Raw genomic sequence first — 16,980 nt, 5'->3', positions numbered from 1 at the left:
ACTTTCATCTTGCCAGAAATGGCCGCTCCTTTCTCATCTATTTTGCGCTTCTCGCAATAAAATTACTCTCCGGTGTTTCGTTTTGCAAGAACCTCTGAAGTCAATTCTTGTAGGGTGCTAGAGCGAGTTACGCGTACTAATCAATATCAGTTTAAGTTTTATCCATCGATGCGCATGACGCATCTCACCCGAAATACAAACTAAAGCGGCAGCAGCGCCTAAATTTAGTGATGCTGCCTCTTTAGTGTTAATGCTGATGCCCGTGATCACCATGCACATGACCATGCATAATTTCTTCCGCGGTCGCTGCGCGTACTCCTAATACTTGCAAACCTACACGCAAGGATTTGCCCGCTAGCGGGTGATTGGCGTCGAGCATGACTTGATCGCCTTTGATTTTAAGTACGGTGTAAATGGTTTCCTCACCCGTTTCAGTATGTCCTTGCATAGACGCACCGACTTTGACGCCAGGAGGGAAATCTTTCTTGGAAATCGTCCGCAGCAAACTCTCATCACGCAGACCAAATGCATCCTCTGGTGCCAAATCCAGGGTGGCTTTAAATCCGACTTCCTGATCTTGCAAGGCAGCTTCTATTTTTGGTAATAAATTGTCATAACCACCGTGTAAATAAGCGATTGGAGTTTTGCCGTTTTCAATGACTTTGCCGTTGCTCTCAGCGACGGTAAAGCGCAGGGTGACGGCGGTGTCTTTATCAATTTTCATAAAATTTTTAGCGTAAGAATAGAAAGTGCAAGCATATTAACCGAAGTGACTACTTTGATGAAATCAGATCATGTGCAAATGGGGTTTTCCTCGTTAGCATCAGATTTTTGTTTGTCACTGAGCTCATTTTATTGCGTCAGCAATGATTGTCGTTCGAAAAATGCCCACACCATTGCGGTGCCATCCGGTGCCATAGGCGATGGACCTAATAATCGCGGACGACGGAAGTAGGGTTGCGGGAGTCCATGCCCACCGCCTTGAATCGCAACCAGCTCCACTTCCACTTTAGTATCGTTACGCCATAAAAACTGTTCGACATTCACACCGTCTGCCGCTGTGCTCAGCTTCGTTACTGGTTTGCCGGTGAGGTGATTGAGGTCGGCAAAATATTGACCGGATTCTTGTGATGAGCGCACATTGCCACCCTTGTAAAATAAGCCCAAGAGGCTGGATTCTCCGCCATTGAACGGGACCAGAGGGTCCTTGGTACCATTCATGATCAGGACTGATGTACCTGAATTACCGGACGCAAGTTGCTTGGCAGGCTGACATTTAAAATTCTCGGGTGACGGTACGTTTGCGGATACAGCTGCAATCGCGCGAAACCGGGAAGGTGCCTCAAGCGCAAGGCGAATCGACATAAAACCACCAGACGAAACACCAGTCGCAAACACGCGGTCTGGGTTGACATGAATCTCTGTGATCAGTTTGCCAGCCAGTGCGCTTAAAAAGCCAACGTCGTCTACCTCGCGCCCGTTTGCGCTGAAGTCACCAACTTTGCTGCAGTCATTCCAGTCAAAACTATAAGAATTAGGGTAGACGATTGCGAAGCCGTGTTGGTCGGCGAGACGCTCATATCCATATCCGGTATCAATCCGAATTTGCGCGCCGTCTTCACCTGATCCGTGCATCACCATCACCAGCGGCGCTCCTTTTGCCAGCCCTTGCGGTACGTAGGTCAAGTAAGTACGCTTGAGTCCGCCCACTTCGATGGACGCCTTAGCCAGTGTGCCGGACAGCTTTGGAAGTTCTGGTTCAGGTGAGTAAATGAAGTAGCCAAATAGCAGACCAGCTATCGCTATCAAGGTAATCAAACCCAAAAGACAAAAACTAAGAAAACGTAAAACACTTTTCATTAAAAAACCTTGGTAATAGAACGATTGCTGGATGAAGTGGTGCTGACGTGGCGCTAATGTGAGCACGAACACTAACACGATCAATCGAGCTTAGATGCTACCGAATGTACCGGGTTAGTGCTTTGATAGTCTTGTGTTGTTATTAATTCCTATGTTCAGACATCTTGTCAGAAATCTACATGGTTAATCCATTGCGGCGGAAAACTGCTTATCAAATAAATCGATTGACACAATATCTAATAAATTGGAAAATAAATCCACTATGAAGGAAATTAACCAAGATAATTAATCCCCCCAAACCATGCAAGACCAAAAAACTATTCAACTGCCTGACATCAACCAGCGCATTGCAAACCGACTGAGCAGCCTGCGCGCTGAGCGCGGTATGTCGCTCGATGTACTGGCGACCAAGTCGAACGTCAGTCGTTCTATGATCTCTTTGATTGAGCGCGGGGAGAGCAGTCCGACAGCGGTAGTCCTGGATAAATTGTCGTTTGGTCTGGGTGTCACGCTAGCCTCGTTTTTTGAAGAGCCGCAGCCAGATGCTAATCCACTAGTAAGGCGCGATGAGCAATTACTGTGGATAGATCCACAGTCAGGTTATCGTCGCCGGAATATTTCGCCGCCGCATTTCCGTTCGTCTATCCAGTTGGTTGAGGTGGAGTTTCCTGCCGGTGTGAGAGTGTCTTATGCAGCGGGTTTGCGTGAAGTCGGAATTCATCAGCAGATCTGGGTACTGGATGGCTCGCTGGAAATTATTTTGGGTGATGTGCACCATCATCTGGAGAGCGGCGATTGTCTGGCGATGGATGAGAACAATGCGATTGTGTATCAAAACTCTAGCAAGCATCCGGTACGTTACGTCGTTGCGATTAACACCGCATCACTTTAAACATGGCGCATTTCGAATAAAGATCCAATACGGATGAATCAGAATTTATCTGATTTTCACTAGATTACTTCATCGTTATAAATGCCTCAGGAGTCTCTGATGTCCTTAGATTATTCATCTTCAAACCATACGTCCTCAGACTATTCAATTCAACTGTTACAGGCGCTCGATGATCGTGCCGATATTGCGGCACTTTGCGATGTTCTGATGGACTGTGTTGATGGTGGAGCATCGGTGAGTTTTATGCAGCCTTTATCTCGAGCTAAGTCGGAGGCGTTCTGGCAAGGTGTTGCTGCCAGCGTGGCGCGTCAGGAGCGACTTTTGCTAGTTGCCAGAGACTTCTCTGGTGCCATTGTCGGTACGGTACAAGCTATATTGAGTCAACCTGAGAACCAGCCACATCGCGCCGATATTTCTAAGCTACTGGTACATCGTCGGGCACGTGCAGTTGGACTTGGTGCTGCGCTGATGCAGGCGGCAGAACAAGCAGCACATGCCGCGGGGAAGACGCTGCTGGTATTGGATACCGCAACTGGCGGTGGTGCGGAATCTTTATATGAGCGGCTTGGCTGGCAACTGTGCGGGCGTATTCCTGACTATGCCTTATGGCCGCAAGGTGGCCTGTGCTCGACTACGATTTATTTCAAATCGATTTAACCAACATCTAAATCAATACTCTTTATGATTACTATCAATATGGAATCGCCAGATCAGGCAGACGTGCTGGCTTTGATTGCTGAGTTGGACGCATATCAACATAGTCTGTACCCGGCAGAAAGCGTGTATTCGCTTGACCTGACCGCGCTCTCCGCACAGCAACTCATGTGTGCTGTTGCCCGTGATTCGGAGCAGCGCGCGGTCGCCTGTGGTGCGCTTGTTCTTGCATCAGAATATGCTGAGATCAAGCGCGTGTATGTGCATCCCGATCGGCGCGGGCAGGGTTTGGCGAAACAATTACTGAATTTGCTCGAAGCCGCAGCCCGTAAAGCAGAATGCCGGAAAGTGATGCTGGAAACCGGCCCGCTTCAGACCGATGCATTACGTCTTTATACGCAGGCTGGCTATGTGGTGTGTGGTCGGTTTGGCGGTTATCGCGACGATCCTTTGAGCGTATTTATGAGCAAGAATCTCGTTCACTGAGAATAACAAAAAGGGAGGGCGGACAGCAATTCAAGAAACGATTTATGAGCATGCATATCCATTACGGTAGGCCATACGCACTGCTTTACTCTTTCTTTAAACGGCTATCCTAAAGATCGAATTATTCCTGCGGCAATTCGTGAATAATTAGACCTGTATGCGGTGCCGGTGGTTGTAACCAGGATTTGTGGTGCAGAGCCCGTTGTGCATCATGTAGACCCGCTTGCCAGCGGTTTTGTATTGTCTCTGTACTGAAGTCAATATCTTTAAAATACTGATCGTGTTCTTGCGCCTTCATCACCAGATGCACGACATTGATTGTGTGATCGCAGCCCAGTTTCATCAGGGCTTGTATTTCCGGTTTTTTACGTTCCGTCGGAGAAAGTTTTTCAGATAAACCACGTATCGCTTTTTGCAGATTTTGTAGTTGGCGGCGTGTCGCTAATTGTTCTTTTGAACGACTGGCGTATTGAATATTTTTGTACCGTGCCAAAGCTTCTGCCATCGTCTTAGGCGCTGCTTCACTAGGGTCCCAAAGATCTACCATAAAGCAGAGTGCGTCGCGTTGTAGTGCGCCATCAAGCAAAACCTCTAGCGGTGTGTTGGAGTAAATGCCGCCGTCCCAATACATTTTTCCGTCGATTTCTACCGGTGGAAAACCCGGCGGCAGCGCGCCGCTTGCCATGATGTGTTCAGGTCCGATTTTTTGCTTCTTGCTATCGAAGGTCGTCATCTGACCGCCAGTAATTTCTACCGCACAGATACTGATACGTATGGGACTTTTATTCAGATAGTGAAAATCGATATATTTCTCTAGCGTCTTTTTGAGAGGCGACGTGTCATAAAAACTGTTTTGGCCTATGTCTACGGCGGCATTCATATCCCAGCCAGCGCCAACCCGTGGTTTAAAAAATCCGGGAACACCATTGGTTAAAGTGCTCATCGTCTCATTAGAGCTGGTCCAGCTGCTCCAGGTATTAGCGATACCCCATTGTTGCAAGAAAGGTGTGAATACCGACCAGGGTTGGTTAGACGCCAGAGGCGGTGCCAGACTTTCCCAAAAGGCCCGCAATTGTTGAACCCGCTTCTCCGGCGGATTGCCGGCAATCAGCGCGCAATTGATCGCGCCGATAGAAGTGCCAATCAGCCAGTCGAGCTGAATATCATTTTGATGAAGCTGCTCAAAAACACCCGCTTGGTAGGCGCCTAAAGCACCGCCGCCTTGGAGAATCAGAACGTTTTCTTGTGTAGTCATGGCAATTGGGAGTTTTTGTTGCGATGCAGTGATATTACCTGTAATGCTCATTTTTTGCGGCGCTTGTAGCGAGAAATTACAAATTAAAACGAGGGGTACTTGCTCTTTCAAGCTTAACAGTTTCTTTACATTTCACGTACGTTCAACACAAAACAACAAGCCCACCAAATTGGCGGGCTTGTTATGGGCTGCTTTTGCAGAAGTGGTTGACTGAAACTAATCAAATAGTCATCTGACGTAAAAACTTGAGGTAAAAACTTGAGGTAAAAACCTAAGCGGCCACGTTCAACAGCATTTCATTGAGACGTTTTACAAAACTGCTTGGATCTGCCAGTGATCCGCCCTCTGCCAGCATTGCCTGATCAAACAGGATATTGGCCCAGTCGTCAAACTTCTTCTCTTCGTACTTTAAACGTTGTACTAACGGATGATCTGGATTGACTTCAAGAATCGGTTTTGATTCCGGTGCAGCCTGGCCTGCTGCTTTCAGCATGCGCATCAAGTTGCCGGATAACTCGTTGTCGTCCGCTACCAGACAAGCAGGGGAGTCGGTCAGACGGAAAGTCACGCGTACATCTTTGGCTTTATCTGCCAGCGCGGTTTTCATCTTCTCGACCAGATCCTTGAACTGCGTTTCGGTCTCTTCGTGCTGTTTTTTCTCGGCTTCATCTTCTAGCGTGCCGAGGTTCAGGTCGCCTTTAGCAACGGAGACTAATTCTTTACCTTCAAAATCACTTAAGAAGGACAGCATCCATTCATCAACGCGGTCAGTCAGCAATAGAACTTCCACACCCTTTTTACGGAAAATTTCTAAATGAGGACTGTTTTTCGCAGCGCCGTAATTGTCGGCAGTAACGTAGTAAATCTTTTCCTGACCGTCTTTAACGCGACTCAGATAATCAGCTAAAGATACTGTCTGTGCATCACTGTCGTTGTGGGTAGACGCAAAACGTAACAGTTTAGCGATACGTTCTTTGTTGCCCGCATCTTCGCCTATACCTTCTTTGAGTACCTGACCAAACTCGGTCCAGAAGCTAGCGTATTTATCTTTCTTCGCTTGTGAATCATCATCACCTTCGGCATTTGCCAAATCTTCCAGCATGCCTAATACGCGCTTGGTCGATCCTTCACGAATAGCTTTGATGTCACGACTTTCCTGCAAAATTTCACGCGAGACATTCAGTGGCAAATCATTGGAGTCAATCACACCTTTAACAAAGCGCAGGTAGACCGGCATCAACTGCTCGGCATCGTCCATGATGAAGACGCGTTTGACATATAGCTTGATACCGCCGCGTTTGTTGCGGTCCCACATGTCGAACGGTGCACGGGCAGGGATGTACAGCAATTGCGTGTATTCGCTGCGACCCTCAACACGGTTATGCGTGTGGGTCAGCGGGGCGCTGTAATCGTGTGAAATATGTTTATAGAACTCATCATATTGCTCAGGCGTGATGTCGCTCTTGCTGCGTGCCCACAAAGCGCTGGCCTGATTGATTGTCTCTAGTTCGTCTTTAGTGACTTGTTCTTTTTTCTCTTCGTCCCACTCTTCTTTTTGCATCAAGATCGGCAAAGAGATATGGTCGGAGTAAGTACGGATTACCGACTTTAATTTCCATGAAGAGAGAAAATCATCTTCACCCTCACGTAGATGCAAAGTGATTGAGGTACCGCGATCGGCTTTAGTAATATCTTCTACGCTGAAGTCGCCAGCGCCTTCAGATTCCCAGCGTACGCCAGCGTCGGCGGCAGTGCCAGCACGACGTGATTCAACCGTGATTTTGTCCGCAACGATAAAGCCAGAGTAGAAACCCACACCAAATTGGCCAATCATGGCGGCATCTTTTTGCTGGTCGCCAGACAGTTTGCCAAAGAATTCTTTCGTGCCTGACTTGGCAATGGTACCTAGATGCGCAATGGCTTCTTCGCGTGTCATACCGATGCCGTTGTCGGCGATGGTGATGGTGCGTGCAGCTTTATCGAAGCTGACTTTGATCTTGAGCTCAGGATCACTTTCATACAAGGCGGCATTGTTGATCGCCTCAAAACGCAGCTTGTCGGCAGCATCAGATGCGTTAGAGATCAATTCGCGCAAGAAAATTTCCTTGTTGGAATACAGCGAGTGGATCATCAATTGCAGCAGTTGTTTGACTTCGGCTTGGAAGCCCATTGTTTGTTTTTGGTCGGACATAATTCCCTCTTACTATTTTTTATGAGTTTAGGACTTTACAAAATTACCATGGCGACCTCATACAGCATCGCCTGACGATCTGCTCATACCGATTTTGTCAGAGCGATTTTGTGCAAGTCCCGACTTGATGAAATCCATAAAGATTTTGCTTGGCAGTTATGCGGCTAAGTTGGGATATTTCAAGATGTTGATTACGGCTAATTTATATACTGGGTAGTAGTACAAGATAAATTAGCCTTATTGTCCAATTATTATATGGACAATTAAAAATACTCCCCATTTTTTTAATTATTGTTATAGCTAAGCGAGTTGGAGAGTTTAGGTGGAAAAGACAAAAATAGATGCTGAACGTGGGATGTCGTGGCTTTTGTTTAAAACCGGAGTTCCAGTTTTTCATATGGTTTAATCTGCGACCATATTGCGTTTAGCTCCACTGCTTGCTGGAATAAGGCGTGTGCCAAACTCTCCACCGGTACTGCTGGCGCCTCAATATTGCGTGCCTCAGCCGCAGTTTGCAGCCCATAAGCAAACGCGTCGTGATCAAAATTGCCGCTCCAGAGTTGTGTCTGCAATGCCTCAACAATCGCCTCGGCTTGCACTGCGCCCCGTTCAATATCGCGGCGCTGAGTATCGTGGGTCAGCTCCATGACAAACTGTGCATCGGCACCTTGTGCCACCAGACTTAAAAAACCGTCACTGAGTTTCAGCCCGCTTTCAACCACAAAATGCACCAGATCATGTGGCAGCACACCTTGGCGCGGCATCTCGATTTCACTAACAGAGCTATCTTGCCGGATGAACCTTAGCAAATCCGATTTTTCCGAGGGCGGGCGCTTGGTCGCAATAAGAAGCATGGTCATATCGAAATTAATCCGTTCGTAGCGCTCTCACCAGAACGGTGATGGTGAAAACCCTAGCATCAGTCAATTGAATCAACTACTTAATTATACTGACGAGCGGTCAACTGCCGTTTCTAGGTTTTATCTTCATCCCATCTGCTTTATCTTCCACTTCATACCCCAAGACATGCAAGGCTGCGCGCAGCCGGTCCGCTTCTACCCAGTTCTTTGTAGTGCGGGCAATTTGACGTTGCTCTGCCAGCGTAGTTACCTCGGTGGGTATGGTGAGTATCGCTGGCCTCCACTCCGCCAATCCCAATCCTAAGACTAGATCAAATTGATCGAGAGTCGCTTTTTTATCTGCGTCGTTCAAATCCGATTTGAGAACTTCCCACATCACGACCAGTGCTTTGGGGAGATTCAGGTCTTGATTGATTTCAGTCTGGAAGCGGGTCACATAATTGCTATCCGCCGCGCCACCTTCAGGTAATGCAAAGTAAGTATCGCGCAATCTGCCCAATGCTGTTTGAGCTGCCTCCAATGCATCCCAGCTAAAATTCATCTGGCTGCGATAGTGTGCTGACAAGCATAAAAATCGATATGCCAGCGGATCAATCTCCTGGTCAATCAGAGTTTGCAGACGCAAAAAATCGCCGCTGGATTTAGACATTTTTCCGGCATCGATTTGCAAAAAATAGCCATGCATCCAGTAGTTAGCAAGTCGGGTGCCGTGGCAGGCTTGATTCTGCGCGATCTCGTTGCTGTGATGAATCGCGATGTGATCTTCTCCGCCGCAATGGATGTCAAACCACGGTTCCAGATATTTGCAGGCCATCGCAGAACATTCAATGTGCCAGCCTGGAAAACCACGTCCCCAAGGGCTATCCCATTCCATTTGGCGCTGTTCATTTGCCGGACTGAATTTCCATAGCGCGAAATCGGTGGGGTGTTTTTTCTCACCCAGTTCAACACGGATTCCCGCCTCAATACCATCTCGATTGAGTCGTGCCAGGTAGCCGTAATCATCTTGTTTGGATGTGTCAAAATATACGCCGTCGCTGGTGGTGTAGGTGTAGCCTTTTTGTTCTATGGTGGCGATAAAGTCGATTTGCTCAGCGATATGATCAGTTGCCTTGCACCAGATTGTAGGGGGCAGCATATTCAGGCTGAGCAAGTCGGCTTTGAACGCGCTAGTAAATTTTTCCGCAATGTCCCAGGCAGATTCTCCCGCTTTGCGGCTGCCTTTTTCCATTTTATCTTCGCCATCATCCGCATCGGATACCAGATGACCAACGTCAGTAATATTGATGACATGACGAACCTGGTGACCGTTAAATTCTAAGGTGCGACGCAAAATATCCTCAAACAAATAAGTGCGTAAATTACCGATATGCGCGTAGTCGTACACGGTAGGGCCGCAGCAATATAGGCCAACCCAATCCTGGCGCAGTGGAGTAAATTGGCGAAGCTGACGCTCCCAGTTGTCATAGAGATAGAGATGCATAGTGAGTATAAAAATCGAAAATAAACAGTAGACGTACACCGTGATTGCTACCGCTAAAAAAAACGGTGAATTTTTGGAGTGGTTGTGACTAGATCAGGATCAACAGCGACAACAAAGCTTGTCACTGCATATGTGTGTACACGACAAGCTGAGTGCGACAAACAACCGGCGCGCTGTTGTGGATGCGCAGATGGAAGTAGCGGCGTTTGTCATGGTATTGAATGTGGCTTGCACGGATAGCTTTGAGTGATCGATAAAAATGAAATGGCAAGCAGAGTAAAACTAAGACATGAATTTATCACACAATTTGGTTGCGTTGATGTGAGTGGACGGCTCGTACTGACTGCTGAGCTAATAAACAACGCTGTTGCAAGATTTTAAGACCGACCCAAATAAGCCAAAAACATATCCACCGCAGCTTCTACGATTTGCACTTGAGCAGCCTTATCTAAAGGCGCTTGCCCCATGGTGATTTGCGGCCAGAATGCGAAGGTTTTTAATTGACCTTGTAGCAAGTGGGCTGCAAATGCCGGATCGGCCGGTTTGAGTTTGCCATCGGCTTGCGCTGCTCTGATCCAGCCTGTGACGCCTTCTTCTTTTTCCCCCAGTTTGGCGACCATCTCTTGTGCGCGGTCTGGCGCGTGGATGGTGGCGGCAATAGCGACACGTGCCAACGCGATAAAGTGCTCATCGTTGAGCATCTGCATTTTTTCTTGCATCAAGTCGATTAGCTGATCACGCAAGGGGATGTTGGTGCGATAAACCACCTCGCGCTGGCTGGCGCTGTTTTGCCATAGCTGTAATAAGATAGCGGCGAACAGATCATCTTTGCTGGGAAAATGGTTATACACCGTGCGCTTAGAAACCTCGGCGCTGGCGGCGATTTTATCCATGCTGGTGGCTTCAAAACCGTGAGTTCGGAATTCGATAATAGCGGCTTGCAAGATCGCTTCGCGCTTGCGGTCGGTAAGGCGTTTTGGACTTGGCATGGCGGTAATGTGGCGTTGAGGTCAAATTGTGGCAAAAAGAGAATTAAATTATTTTACACTAGGTAGTTTACTTTTTAAGAATTTAAAACTACACTGTGTAGTGTAATTATTTGGTATGCGTAGGGTTTTGCCGATAATTTCGGTTCGATTTAATGGTTTGTACTTTCGATTTTATTTTGCTTACAGGACATCTGATTATGGCAATTGGCACATTTCCGGCGAACAGCTCAAGTAAGGCAGGGTTAAACACTGTTGGTACTGAGAATACTCAAGATAAGATGCGCTATTTGCGGCATGAGGACGGCAAGTATAGAAATCCGGTACAGATACAAAGGACCAGCTTTTTCAAAACATTGCAAATCGCCTTGACCTTCCTTTTTAATAAACCAGCCAATACCATACCGGCAGGACAAATCCCTGTACAAACGTTGACGAGTGAACAGTTACTAGCCGCGCCTGATCAATCTTTATTCCGCCTGGGTCATTCCACTTTATTGCTAAAACTGCGTGGTGAGTTTTGGCTGACTGATCCTGTATTTTCCGAGCGGGCATCACCGTTCCAGTGGATGGGCCCAAAACGTTTCCATCAGCCACCGATCAGTATTGCGGACCTGCCGCCGATCAAGGGCGTGATTTTGTCGCACGATCATTATGATCATCTGGACTATGCTGCAGTGTTACAACTGGCCGATAAAGTCGAACATTTTTTAACGCCGCTGGGTGTTGGTGATACCTTAATTAAATGGGGCATCGCTGCTCACAAGGTTCAACAACTGGATTGGTGGCAAAGTACTACAGTAGACGGTATCGAATTGACGGCGACACCTGCGCAACATTTTTCCGGTCGCGGCCTCAACGATGGGAATCAAACTCTTTGGTCGTCTTGGGTAATCCGTGAAACCAATGACGAGGCTGAGCAGAATTTAAACCTGTTTTTTAGTGGCGATAGTGGCTACTTTGATGGCTTTAAACAGATCGGCGATAAGTTCGGTCCCTTCGATCTGACTATGATAGAAACCGGCGCCTACAATCACCAGTGGCCAGATGTCCACATGCAGCCTGAGCAGACTTTACAGGCGCATCTGGACTTACGTGGAAAACATTTGCTGCCGGTTCATAACGGCACGTTTGATCTGTCGTTGCATGTCTGGCATGAGCCGTTTGACCGCATTACGGCCTTGGCTGATGCACGTAATGTCCCGATCAGCACACCTCAAATGGGTGAGCCACTCAGCATGACCAAGCCACATGCAGGTGAGGCCTGGTGGATATCAGCGAAATAGGGTCTGTTACTTAATTTCTTTCTCTAAAAACGCCCAAACATCAGGATCAGACATCGCAGCAATGTTGATACGCATCTTGGTCGAGGGCAGTTGATTGGGGGAAAATAAGCTCCCTGGCGCAAGCAAAAAACCTTGCTCCATTGCCTTCTCTGTCAGTACATTGGTGTCGCAGCCGGTATCAGTCCACAAAAACATACCGGCAGGTGTGCGGTAATCAACTTTCATCCCGAGGTTTTCTACTCGCTTGGTCACGTCATCCCGTACAGAATCCAGTTTGACGCGGATGCGGTCTACGTGTTTGCGGTAATGACCTTCTGATAAAATTTTATACACGACACGCTCACCGATCTCTGTCGTAGTCAGCGTGGATAACATCTTGCGGTCAGATAAGCGCACAGCTAATTCATGTGAGGTAGCGATAAATCCTACGCGCAGATTGGCAGCTAGAGTTTTAGAAAATCCACCCAGATAAATCACACGGTTTAATTGGTCTAAGGCGGCAATGCGGGTCGCAGCTTGTACTGCTGTGCCGGGATGCATGTCGCAGTAAATATCATCTTCCACAACCATAAAATCATGTTCTTCTGCCGTCTTCAATACCTGAAACGCCTTGGCCGCCGACAGGGACGTGGAGGTCGGGTTATGCATGACAGAATTAATGATATAGAGCTTGGGCTTATGCAGCGCCGCCAGCTCGGCTAGCTTGATCACATCGGGACCGTCATGCAAGCGCGGTATGCCAATCACTTTGGCACCCAAAATCGCAAATGAGGCAAACATTAAAAACCAGGCGGGATCATCGACAAAAATCGTGTCACCGGGGCGAGTAAATTCGCGTGCCACCAAATCCAGCGCCTGCGTAACACCGGTCGTCATGATGATTTGCTCTGGTGCTGCGGCGATTTCCAGTTCTGCTAATTTCAGTTGCAGTTGCTGGCGCAGTGGTAAAAATCCCTGCGGCGTACCGTAGTGTAAAAGCAGGTTTTGATTGAGGCGACTGATCGCTCGCAAGCCGTTGGCTACCAGTTCACCGTCCAGCCAGTCATGTGGTAGCAGACCGGCGCCCGGCATTTTTTGCGGCGGCAATTGGCGGAACATATTCCGCACCAGCCACACCACATCGAGTTGTTGCCCTGACGGCAAAGCCTCAGCAGCATTATTAGCGTTATTGCTGTTGATCATCGAGGCACGTTCTCGTACAAAAAAGCCCGAGCCGCGACGTGATTCCAGATAACCCTTGGCGACCAGCCGGTCGTAAGCCTCAACCACCGTAAAGCGAGATACGCGCTGTTCGTCCGCAAACTGCCGGATCGACGGCATCCGCGCACCGGTGCGTAGTAATTTGTCGTCGATACGGGTAGCAATGTTACGGACAATTTGCTCGACCAGAGAACCGCCAGAATCGCGCGAAATTATGCTTCGATTCGTGCTTCCGATTGCGCTCACATTTGTGCCTCGATTCTTGTCGCCACTCGTGCTGCCATTTGTATCGCTATTCCTGCTACCGTTAATCATAGGATGCCTGCCAATCGGATAGGTGTATCGGGAAAAAGACCGTAACAGTGCGTGAATTATCGTTTTTATTGTACTGGTACTGTATTGGTTTTTGCGGCTAGGATAGCACAACTCCTACACCAACCTGCAAGGAATGCTATGAAAATTCTCACCGCCAATACATTACTGACGCTACCGCCAAATGGCTTGCTGTCTGTGTCTGCCGAGTCGGCACTGTGCTTGCAAATCAAATGCGGTTTGGTGTGGATTACGATTGAGAATGATGCCTACGATTACTGGTTATCGACGGGGCAGAGTTTGATGATGCCGCCGCTAAAGCGAGTGGTAATTGAGGCAGATCGTCAGGCTAGTGAGATCCAAATTTGTGTTGTTATCGAAAACAGCCTGCCTGAGCAAACGCCCTTAACTCATCAGAGTTCAAGCTTGGTCTTGAGCAAGCAGCTTGAACCTGTAGCATCCTTCCTGCACGCTGATGATGCAATCAGGGCCGAAACAATTTGCGACCCGCGGTGAGATTGGGGGAGTTGCCAGATGAAGCGGTATGCATAGCGCCCCCCTGACGATACTGAAAATATTTGCCTTATACCCATAAAGAAAAAAGTAAAAAATAGGGGAGTATGTGAATAAATATACCTTATTGTCCAAATAATCATTGGACATTAAAAATTACACCCTTCTAGTATATTTTATTGAATAGGAAGTCCGTGATGCCGTTTGCTCAAATTCAATTTGCTGAAGTGCTGGCTTTTACCACCTTTGCCTGGATCGCTTCTTTTACGCCTGGCCCTAATGTGGCAATCGCTGCGACCACTGGTGTTAATCATGGCCTGCGCGCCGCCTTGCCACAGGTGGCGGGTGTGCCGATCGGCTTTGTGGTGCTGATGTGGGTGGTCGGTTTGGGCGGCATCGCTATTTTGCAAGCCAGCCCCTATCTAGTCTGGGGTATGAAACTGGCAGGGATTGCTTATCTTTTGTACCTGGCTTTTAAGTTATGTTTTTCCCGTCAGTTGTCTTCCAGCGACGCGATTAAACCTTTAAGTCTTCCTCAAGCTGCATTGTTTCAGATCGTCAACCCCAAAGCATGGATGATGCTGGTCGCCGCGACCTCAACTTATGCCATAGGGCATGCTGATTTTGTTGTCCGTATGGCTTGGATGAGTCTGGGATTTACCATTCCGAGTGCGCTGAGTATTCTCGCTTGGGCATGGATGGGGCAAAGTTTGCGCAACTGGTTGCTGGTCGGCAATCGTCTGAGAAATTTTAATCTCGTGATGGGATTGGCATTAGCGTTGACGGCGATGTGGATGCTGACCTTATAAGTGATGATAAAGCGAGGAATTCTCGCCCAATACCAATTAGCTGGCAGCGATAGCGTTATTGGCAATCGGCAGATCAATGAAGAATCATCGGTAGTCGTGTTGAAAAGAGACAGACCTCCAAATTAAATCAAGCGGATTGTCTGTAATTGGGGGTGTTAATCGGGTGATGAGGGGCTTACAATGGAGGTCTGTCAGTGAAAACAATTGTCCCGCTTCACTCTATAAAATCAGGCACTTGCCTCGGTTCTCATTAGCAATTTCACCAGGTAGTTTAGTCATTGCCGAGATTGCTTTTTGCACTACATTGCACCGAGTCAGGCATACGCCACAACTTTTTTGGAAATCACCATGTCGTTTTACGAAAAACTCCAAGCTTTGAATATTGAGTTACCAGCAGTCGCAGTACCGGCCGCTGCGTATGTTATGTATGCACAAACTGGTAACACTGTGTTTTTGTCCGGTCATATTGCAAAAAAAGACGGCAAAGTCTGGGTCGGTCAATTAGGTAAAAACATCAGCACTGAAGAAGGCAAAGCTGCCGCACGTGCAGTCGCGATTGATTTGATCGCTACCCTGCAAGCAGCTTGCGGTGGCGACCTGAATTGCGTTAAACGGATTGTAAAAGTCATGAGTCTAGTCAATTCCACAGGCGACTTTACAGAACAGCATTTAGTCACAAACGGCGCGTCAGAATTATTTGGTGAGATTTTTGGTGAGCAAGGCAAGCATGCCCGTTCAGCTTTCGGCGTAGCACAGATCCCGATGGGCGCTTGCGTTGAAATTGAATTGATTGCTGAGATTGCCTAGTTGGATCAACTCAAAATTACCTGAAGTGATTCAGATTAATTTAGAGTAATGCAGACAATTGACCGATTATAAAAACAGTACAACATAAAAATACAGAGTGAATGAGACCAGTATGAAACTTGAAAATCCTAGCCCGATGCAGTGGAAATTTTCTGAGCGTGCAGAGCAGTTGCAAGGCTCCGTAATCCGTGAAATTCTTAAAGTCACGATGCGTCCAGAAGTGATTTCTTTTGCCGGTGGTTTGCCGTCACCAGAGACGTTTCCAATCGACCGTATGCGGGCAGCGTTTGATCTGGTTTTATCCAAGCAAGGAAAGTCGGCATTGCAATACGGACCGACCGATGGCTATGCGCCTTTGCGTCAATTCATCGCGGATTCTTTGTCCAACGATGTGACCAAAATTTCCCCAGAGCAGATATTGATGGTTTCTGGCTCACAACAAGGTTTAGATTTGTTGGGTAAAGTATTGATCGACAAAGGCAGTAAGATTTTGGTTGAGACGCCGACTTACCTTGGTGCTTTGCAGGCGTTTTCTTTGTATCAGCCTGAGTATGTTTCTGTCGATGGTGATGCACACGGTTTGTTGCCATCGTCAGTTGCGGCAAAAGGACAGGGCGCGCGTTTATTGTATGCCTTGCCTAACTTCCAGAATCCGACTGGCCTGACCTTATCGGTTGAACGTCGCTACGAATTAGTCGACACCTGCGCACGTCTGGGTTTGCCACTGATTGAAGATAATCCCTACGGCGATTTATGTTACAGCGGCGAACCTCTGCCAAAAATGCTGACGATGAATCCCGATGGTGTGATCTACATGGGTTCGTTCTCAAAAATTCTTACGCCTGGTATTCGTCTCGGTTATGTGGTTGGTCCTGCGCCGTTGATCCGTAAATTAGAGCAGGCAAAACAAGCTGCCGATTTACACACGTCTACGTTGACTCAGATGGTAGTGTATGAAGTGATCAAAGATGGCTTCCTGAACGAACACATTCCAACGATCCGTCATTTTTATTCAGGTCAATGCGATGTGATGCTGGCCGCGATGACAAAGCATTTTCCAGCCAGCGTGACATGGACGCGTCCAGAGGGCGGCATGTTTATCTGGGTGACATTGCCTACGCACGTCAATAGCAAACAGTTATTGGATGAAGCGATTGCGCAGAATGTGGCATTCGTTCCTGGTGCGCCGTTTTATGCAGATAATCCGGCTACAAATACCTTGCGTTTGAGCTTTGTGACCGTATCGCCAGAGCGGATTAATGAAGGGATTGAGAAGTTGGGTAAACTAATACAGTCTAAGTTGTAATCTGAATCCAAGAGAAAAAAAAATGAGCCACATCGGCTCATTTGTTTTTCTGGCTGCTGAAAAAGTCGCTGTTTTACTAT

At 47.7% G+C, this 16,980-nt stretch carries 17 protein-coding genes; 9 read left to right on the top strand and 8 right to left on the bottom strand.

Going from position 1 to position 16,980, the window contains the following annotated elements:
* Positions 1-247 precede the first annotated feature (247 nt).
* Positions 248-724 (bottom strand): FKBP-type peptidyl-prolyl cis-trans isomerase, encoded by a 477-nt coding sequence (locus tag AAKU64_RS06945; RefSeq protein WP_354361909.1) that lies wholly within the window; start codon positions 722-724, stop codon positions 248-250.
* A gap of 128 nt (positions 725-852) precedes the next feature.
* The gene (locus tag AAKU64_RS06940; RefSeq protein ID WP_354361908.1) at positions 853-1,938 is read right to left on the bottom strand and encodes an extracellular catalytic domain type 1 short-chain-length polyhydroxyalkanoate depolymerase; all 1,086 of its coding nucleotides are present in this window, start codon (positions 1,936-1,938) and stop codon (positions 853-855) included.
* Between the two features lie 223 nt (positions 1,939-2,161).
* On the opposite strand from AAKU64_RS06940, the gene AAKU64_RS06935 reads away from it, so the two are divergent.
* From AAKU64_RS06935 to AAKU64_RS06925, 3 genes are all read left to right on the top strand, one after another.
* On the top strand, positions 2,162-2,752 hold the full coding sequence (locus AAKU64_RS06935; RefSeq protein ID WP_354361907.1) for a helix-turn-helix domain-containing protein: 591 nt from the start codon (positions 2,162-2,164) through the stop codon (positions 2,750-2,752).
* 99 nt (positions 2,753-2,851) lie between these two features.
* Positions 2,852-3,409, top strand: a complete 558-nt coding sequence (locus tag AAKU64_RS06930) for a GNAT family N-acetyltransferase (RefSeq protein WP_354335349.1) — start codon at positions 2,852-2,854, stop codon at positions 3,407-3,409.
* Between the two features lie 24 nt (positions 3,410-3,433).
* A complete protein-coding gene (locus AAKU64_RS06925; protein ID WP_354361906.1) occupies positions 3,434-3,892 on the top strand; it encodes a GNAT family N-acetyltransferase in 459 nt (152 codons plus the stop codon).
* Between the two features lie 121 nt (positions 3,893-4,013).
* Here AAKU64_RS06925 and AAKU64_RS06920 read toward each other — a convergent pair whose 3' ends face one another.
* The 4 genes from AAKU64_RS06920 to cysS all read right to left on the bottom strand — a co-directional run bounded on the left by AAKU64_RS06920 (position 4,014) and on the right by cysS (position 9,681).
* A complete protein-coding gene (locus AAKU64_RS06920; protein WP_354361905.1) occupies positions 4,014-5,147 on the bottom strand; it encodes a patatin-like phospholipase family protein in 1,134 nt (377 codons plus the stop codon).
* A 271-nt stretch (positions 5,148-5,418) separates the two neighbouring features.
* On the bottom strand, positions 5,419-7,338 hold the full coding sequence (gene htpG, locus AAKU64_RS06915; RefSeq protein WP_354361904.1) for a molecular chaperone HtpG: 1,920 nt from the start codon (positions 7,336-7,338) through the stop codon (positions 5,419-5,421).
* A gap of 371 nt (positions 7,339-7,709) precedes the next feature.
* Complete coding sequence (locus AAKU64_RS06910; protein WP_354335356.1) at positions 7,710-8,198, bottom strand: hypothetical protein; 489 nt, start codon at positions 8,196-8,198, stop codon at positions 7,710-7,712.
* 100 nt (positions 8,199-8,298) lie between these two features.
* Positions 8,299-9,681: a cysteine--tRNA ligase gene (gene cysS / locus AAKU64_RS06905; RefSeq protein WP_354335358.1), complete on the bottom strand. Its 1,383-nt coding sequence runs from the start codon at positions 9,679-9,681 to the stop codon at positions 8,299-8,301.
* A gap of 118 nt (positions 9,682-9,799) precedes the next feature.
* Here cysS and AAKU64_RS06900 point away from each other — a divergent pair, with 118 nt between their 5' ends.
* Positions 9,800-9,931 (top strand): hypothetical protein, encoded by a 132-nt coding sequence (locus AAKU64_RS06900; protein WP_354335360.1) that lies wholly within the window; start codon positions 9,800-9,802, stop codon positions 9,929-9,931.
* Between the two features lie 127 nt (positions 9,932-10,058).
* On the opposite strand, the gene AAKU64_RS06895 is transcribed toward AAKU64_RS06900, so the two are convergent.
* The gene (locus tag AAKU64_RS06895) at positions 10,059-10,670 is read right to left on the bottom strand and encodes a TetR/AcrR family transcriptional regulator (RefSeq protein ID WP_354335362.1); all 612 of its coding nucleotides are present in this window, start codon (positions 10,668-10,670) and stop codon (positions 10,059-10,061) included.
* 278 nt (positions 10,671-10,948) lie between these two features.
* Here AAKU64_RS06895 and AAKU64_RS06890 point away from each other — a divergent pair, with 278 nt between their 5' ends.
* Positions 10,949-11,953, top strand: coding sequence for an MBL fold metallo-hydrolase (locus AAKU64_RS06890; protein WP_354335188.1), 1,005 nt, complete (start codon positions 10,949-10,951; stop codon positions 11,951-11,953).
* A 6-nt stretch (positions 11,954-11,959) separates the two neighbouring features.
* On the opposite strand, the gene AAKU64_RS06885 is transcribed toward AAKU64_RS06890, so the two are convergent.
* Entirely contained in the window at positions 11,960-13,468 is a 1,509-nt protein-coding gene (locus tag AAKU64_RS06885; RefSeq protein WP_503012666.1) for an aminotransferase-like domain-containing protein, read from the bottom strand.
* Positions 13,469-13,606: 138 nt separating this feature from the next.
* On the opposite strand from AAKU64_RS06885, the gene AAKU64_RS06880 reads away from it, so the two are divergent.
* From AAKU64_RS06880 to AAKU64_RS06865, 4 genes are all read left to right on the top strand, one after another.
* A complete protein-coding gene (locus AAKU64_RS06880; RefSeq protein ID WP_354335169.1) occupies positions 13,607-13,981 on the top strand; it encodes a DUF2917 domain-containing protein in 375 nt (124 codons plus the stop codon).
* Positions 13,982-14,175: 194 nt separating this feature from the next.
* Positions 14,176-14,787: a LysE family translocator gene (locus AAKU64_RS06875; RefSeq protein ID WP_322118080.1), complete on the top strand. Its 612-nt coding sequence runs from the start codon at positions 14,176-14,178 to the stop codon at positions 14,785-14,787.
* Between the two features lie 348 nt (positions 14,788-15,135).
* Positions 15,136-15,594 carry a RidA family protein gene (locus AAKU64_RS06870; RefSeq protein WP_354335171.1) on the top strand — a complete coding sequence of 153 codons (459 nt, stop codon included), beginning with the start codon at positions 15,136-15,138 and terminating at the stop codon, positions 15,592-15,594.
* Positions 15,595-15,706: 112 nt separating this feature from the next.
* The gene (locus AAKU64_RS06865) at positions 15,707-16,900 is read left to right on the top strand and encodes an aminotransferase-like domain-containing protein (protein WP_354335173.1); all 1,194 of its coding nucleotides are present in this window, start codon (positions 15,707-15,709) and stop codon (positions 16,898-16,900) included.
* Positions 16,901-16,980: the final 80 nt, after the last annotated feature.

This window comes from Undibacterium sp. GrIS 1.8 (assembly GCF_040544445.1).
Taxonomy (GTDB): domain Bacteria; phylum Pseudomonadota; class Gammaproteobacteria; order Burkholderiales; family Burkholderiaceae_D; genus Undibacterium.
The sequence above is the reverse complement of the archived record's forward strand: the minus strand, read 5'-3'. Positions and strand labels throughout refer to the sequence as shown.

Coding starts and splice junctions, on each gene's coding strand:
- AAKU64_RS06935 (WP_354361907.1), top strand. CDS start 2,162: ATGCAAGACCAAAAAACTATTCAACTGCCTGACATCAACCAGCGCATT.
- htpG (WP_354361904.1), bottom strand. CDS start 7,338: ATGTCCGACCAAAAACAAACAATGGGCTTCCAAGCCGAAGTCAAACAA.
- AAKU64_RS06910 (WP_354335356.1), bottom strand. CDS start 8,198: ATGACCATGCTTCTTATTGCGACCAAGCGCCCGCCCTCGGAAAAATCG.
- cysS (WP_354335358.1), bottom strand. CDS start 9,681: ATGCATCTCTATCTCTATGACAACTGGGAGCGTCAGCTTCGCCAATTT.
- AAKU64_RS06890 (WP_354335188.1), top strand. CDS start 10,949: ATGCGCTATTTGCGGCATGAGGACGGCAAGTATAGAAATCCGGTACAG.
- AAKU64_RS06920 (WP_354361905.1), bottom strand. CDS start 5,147: ATGACTACACAAGAAAACGTTCTGATTCTCCAAGGCGGCGGTGCTTTA.
- AAKU64_RS06930 (WP_354335349.1), top strand. CDS start 2,852: ATGTCCTTAGATTATTCATCTTCAAACCATACGTCCTCAGACTATTCA.
- AAKU64_RS06945 (WP_354361909.1), bottom strand. CDS start 724: ATGAAAATTGATAAAGACACCGCCGTCACCCTGCGCTTTACCGTCGCT.
- AAKU64_RS06885 (WP_503012666.1), bottom strand. CDS start 13,468: ATGATTAACGGTAGCAGGAATAGCGATACAAATGGCAGCACGAGTGGC.
- AAKU64_RS06925 (WP_354361906.1), top strand. CDS start 3,434: ATGATTACTATCAATATGGAATCGCCAGATCAGGCAGACGTGCTGGCT.
- AAKU64_RS06880 (WP_354335169.1), top strand. CDS start 13,607: ATGAAAATTCTCACCGCCAATACATTACTGACGCTACCGCCAAATGGC.
- AAKU64_RS06875 (WP_322118080.1), top strand. CDS start 14,176: ATGCCGTTTGCTCAAATTCAATTTGCTGAAGTGCTGGCTTTTACCACC.
- AAKU64_RS06870 (WP_354335171.1), top strand. CDS start 15,136: ATGTCGTTTTACGAAAAACTCCAAGCTTTGAATATTGAGTTACCAGCA.
- AAKU64_RS06865 (WP_354335173.1), top strand. CDS start 15,707: ATGAAACTTGAAAATCCTAGCCCGATGCAGTGGAAATTTTCTGAGCGT.
- AAKU64_RS06895 (WP_354335362.1), bottom strand. CDS start 10,670: ATGCCAAGTCCAAAACGCCTTACCGACCGCAAGCGCGAAGCGATCTTG.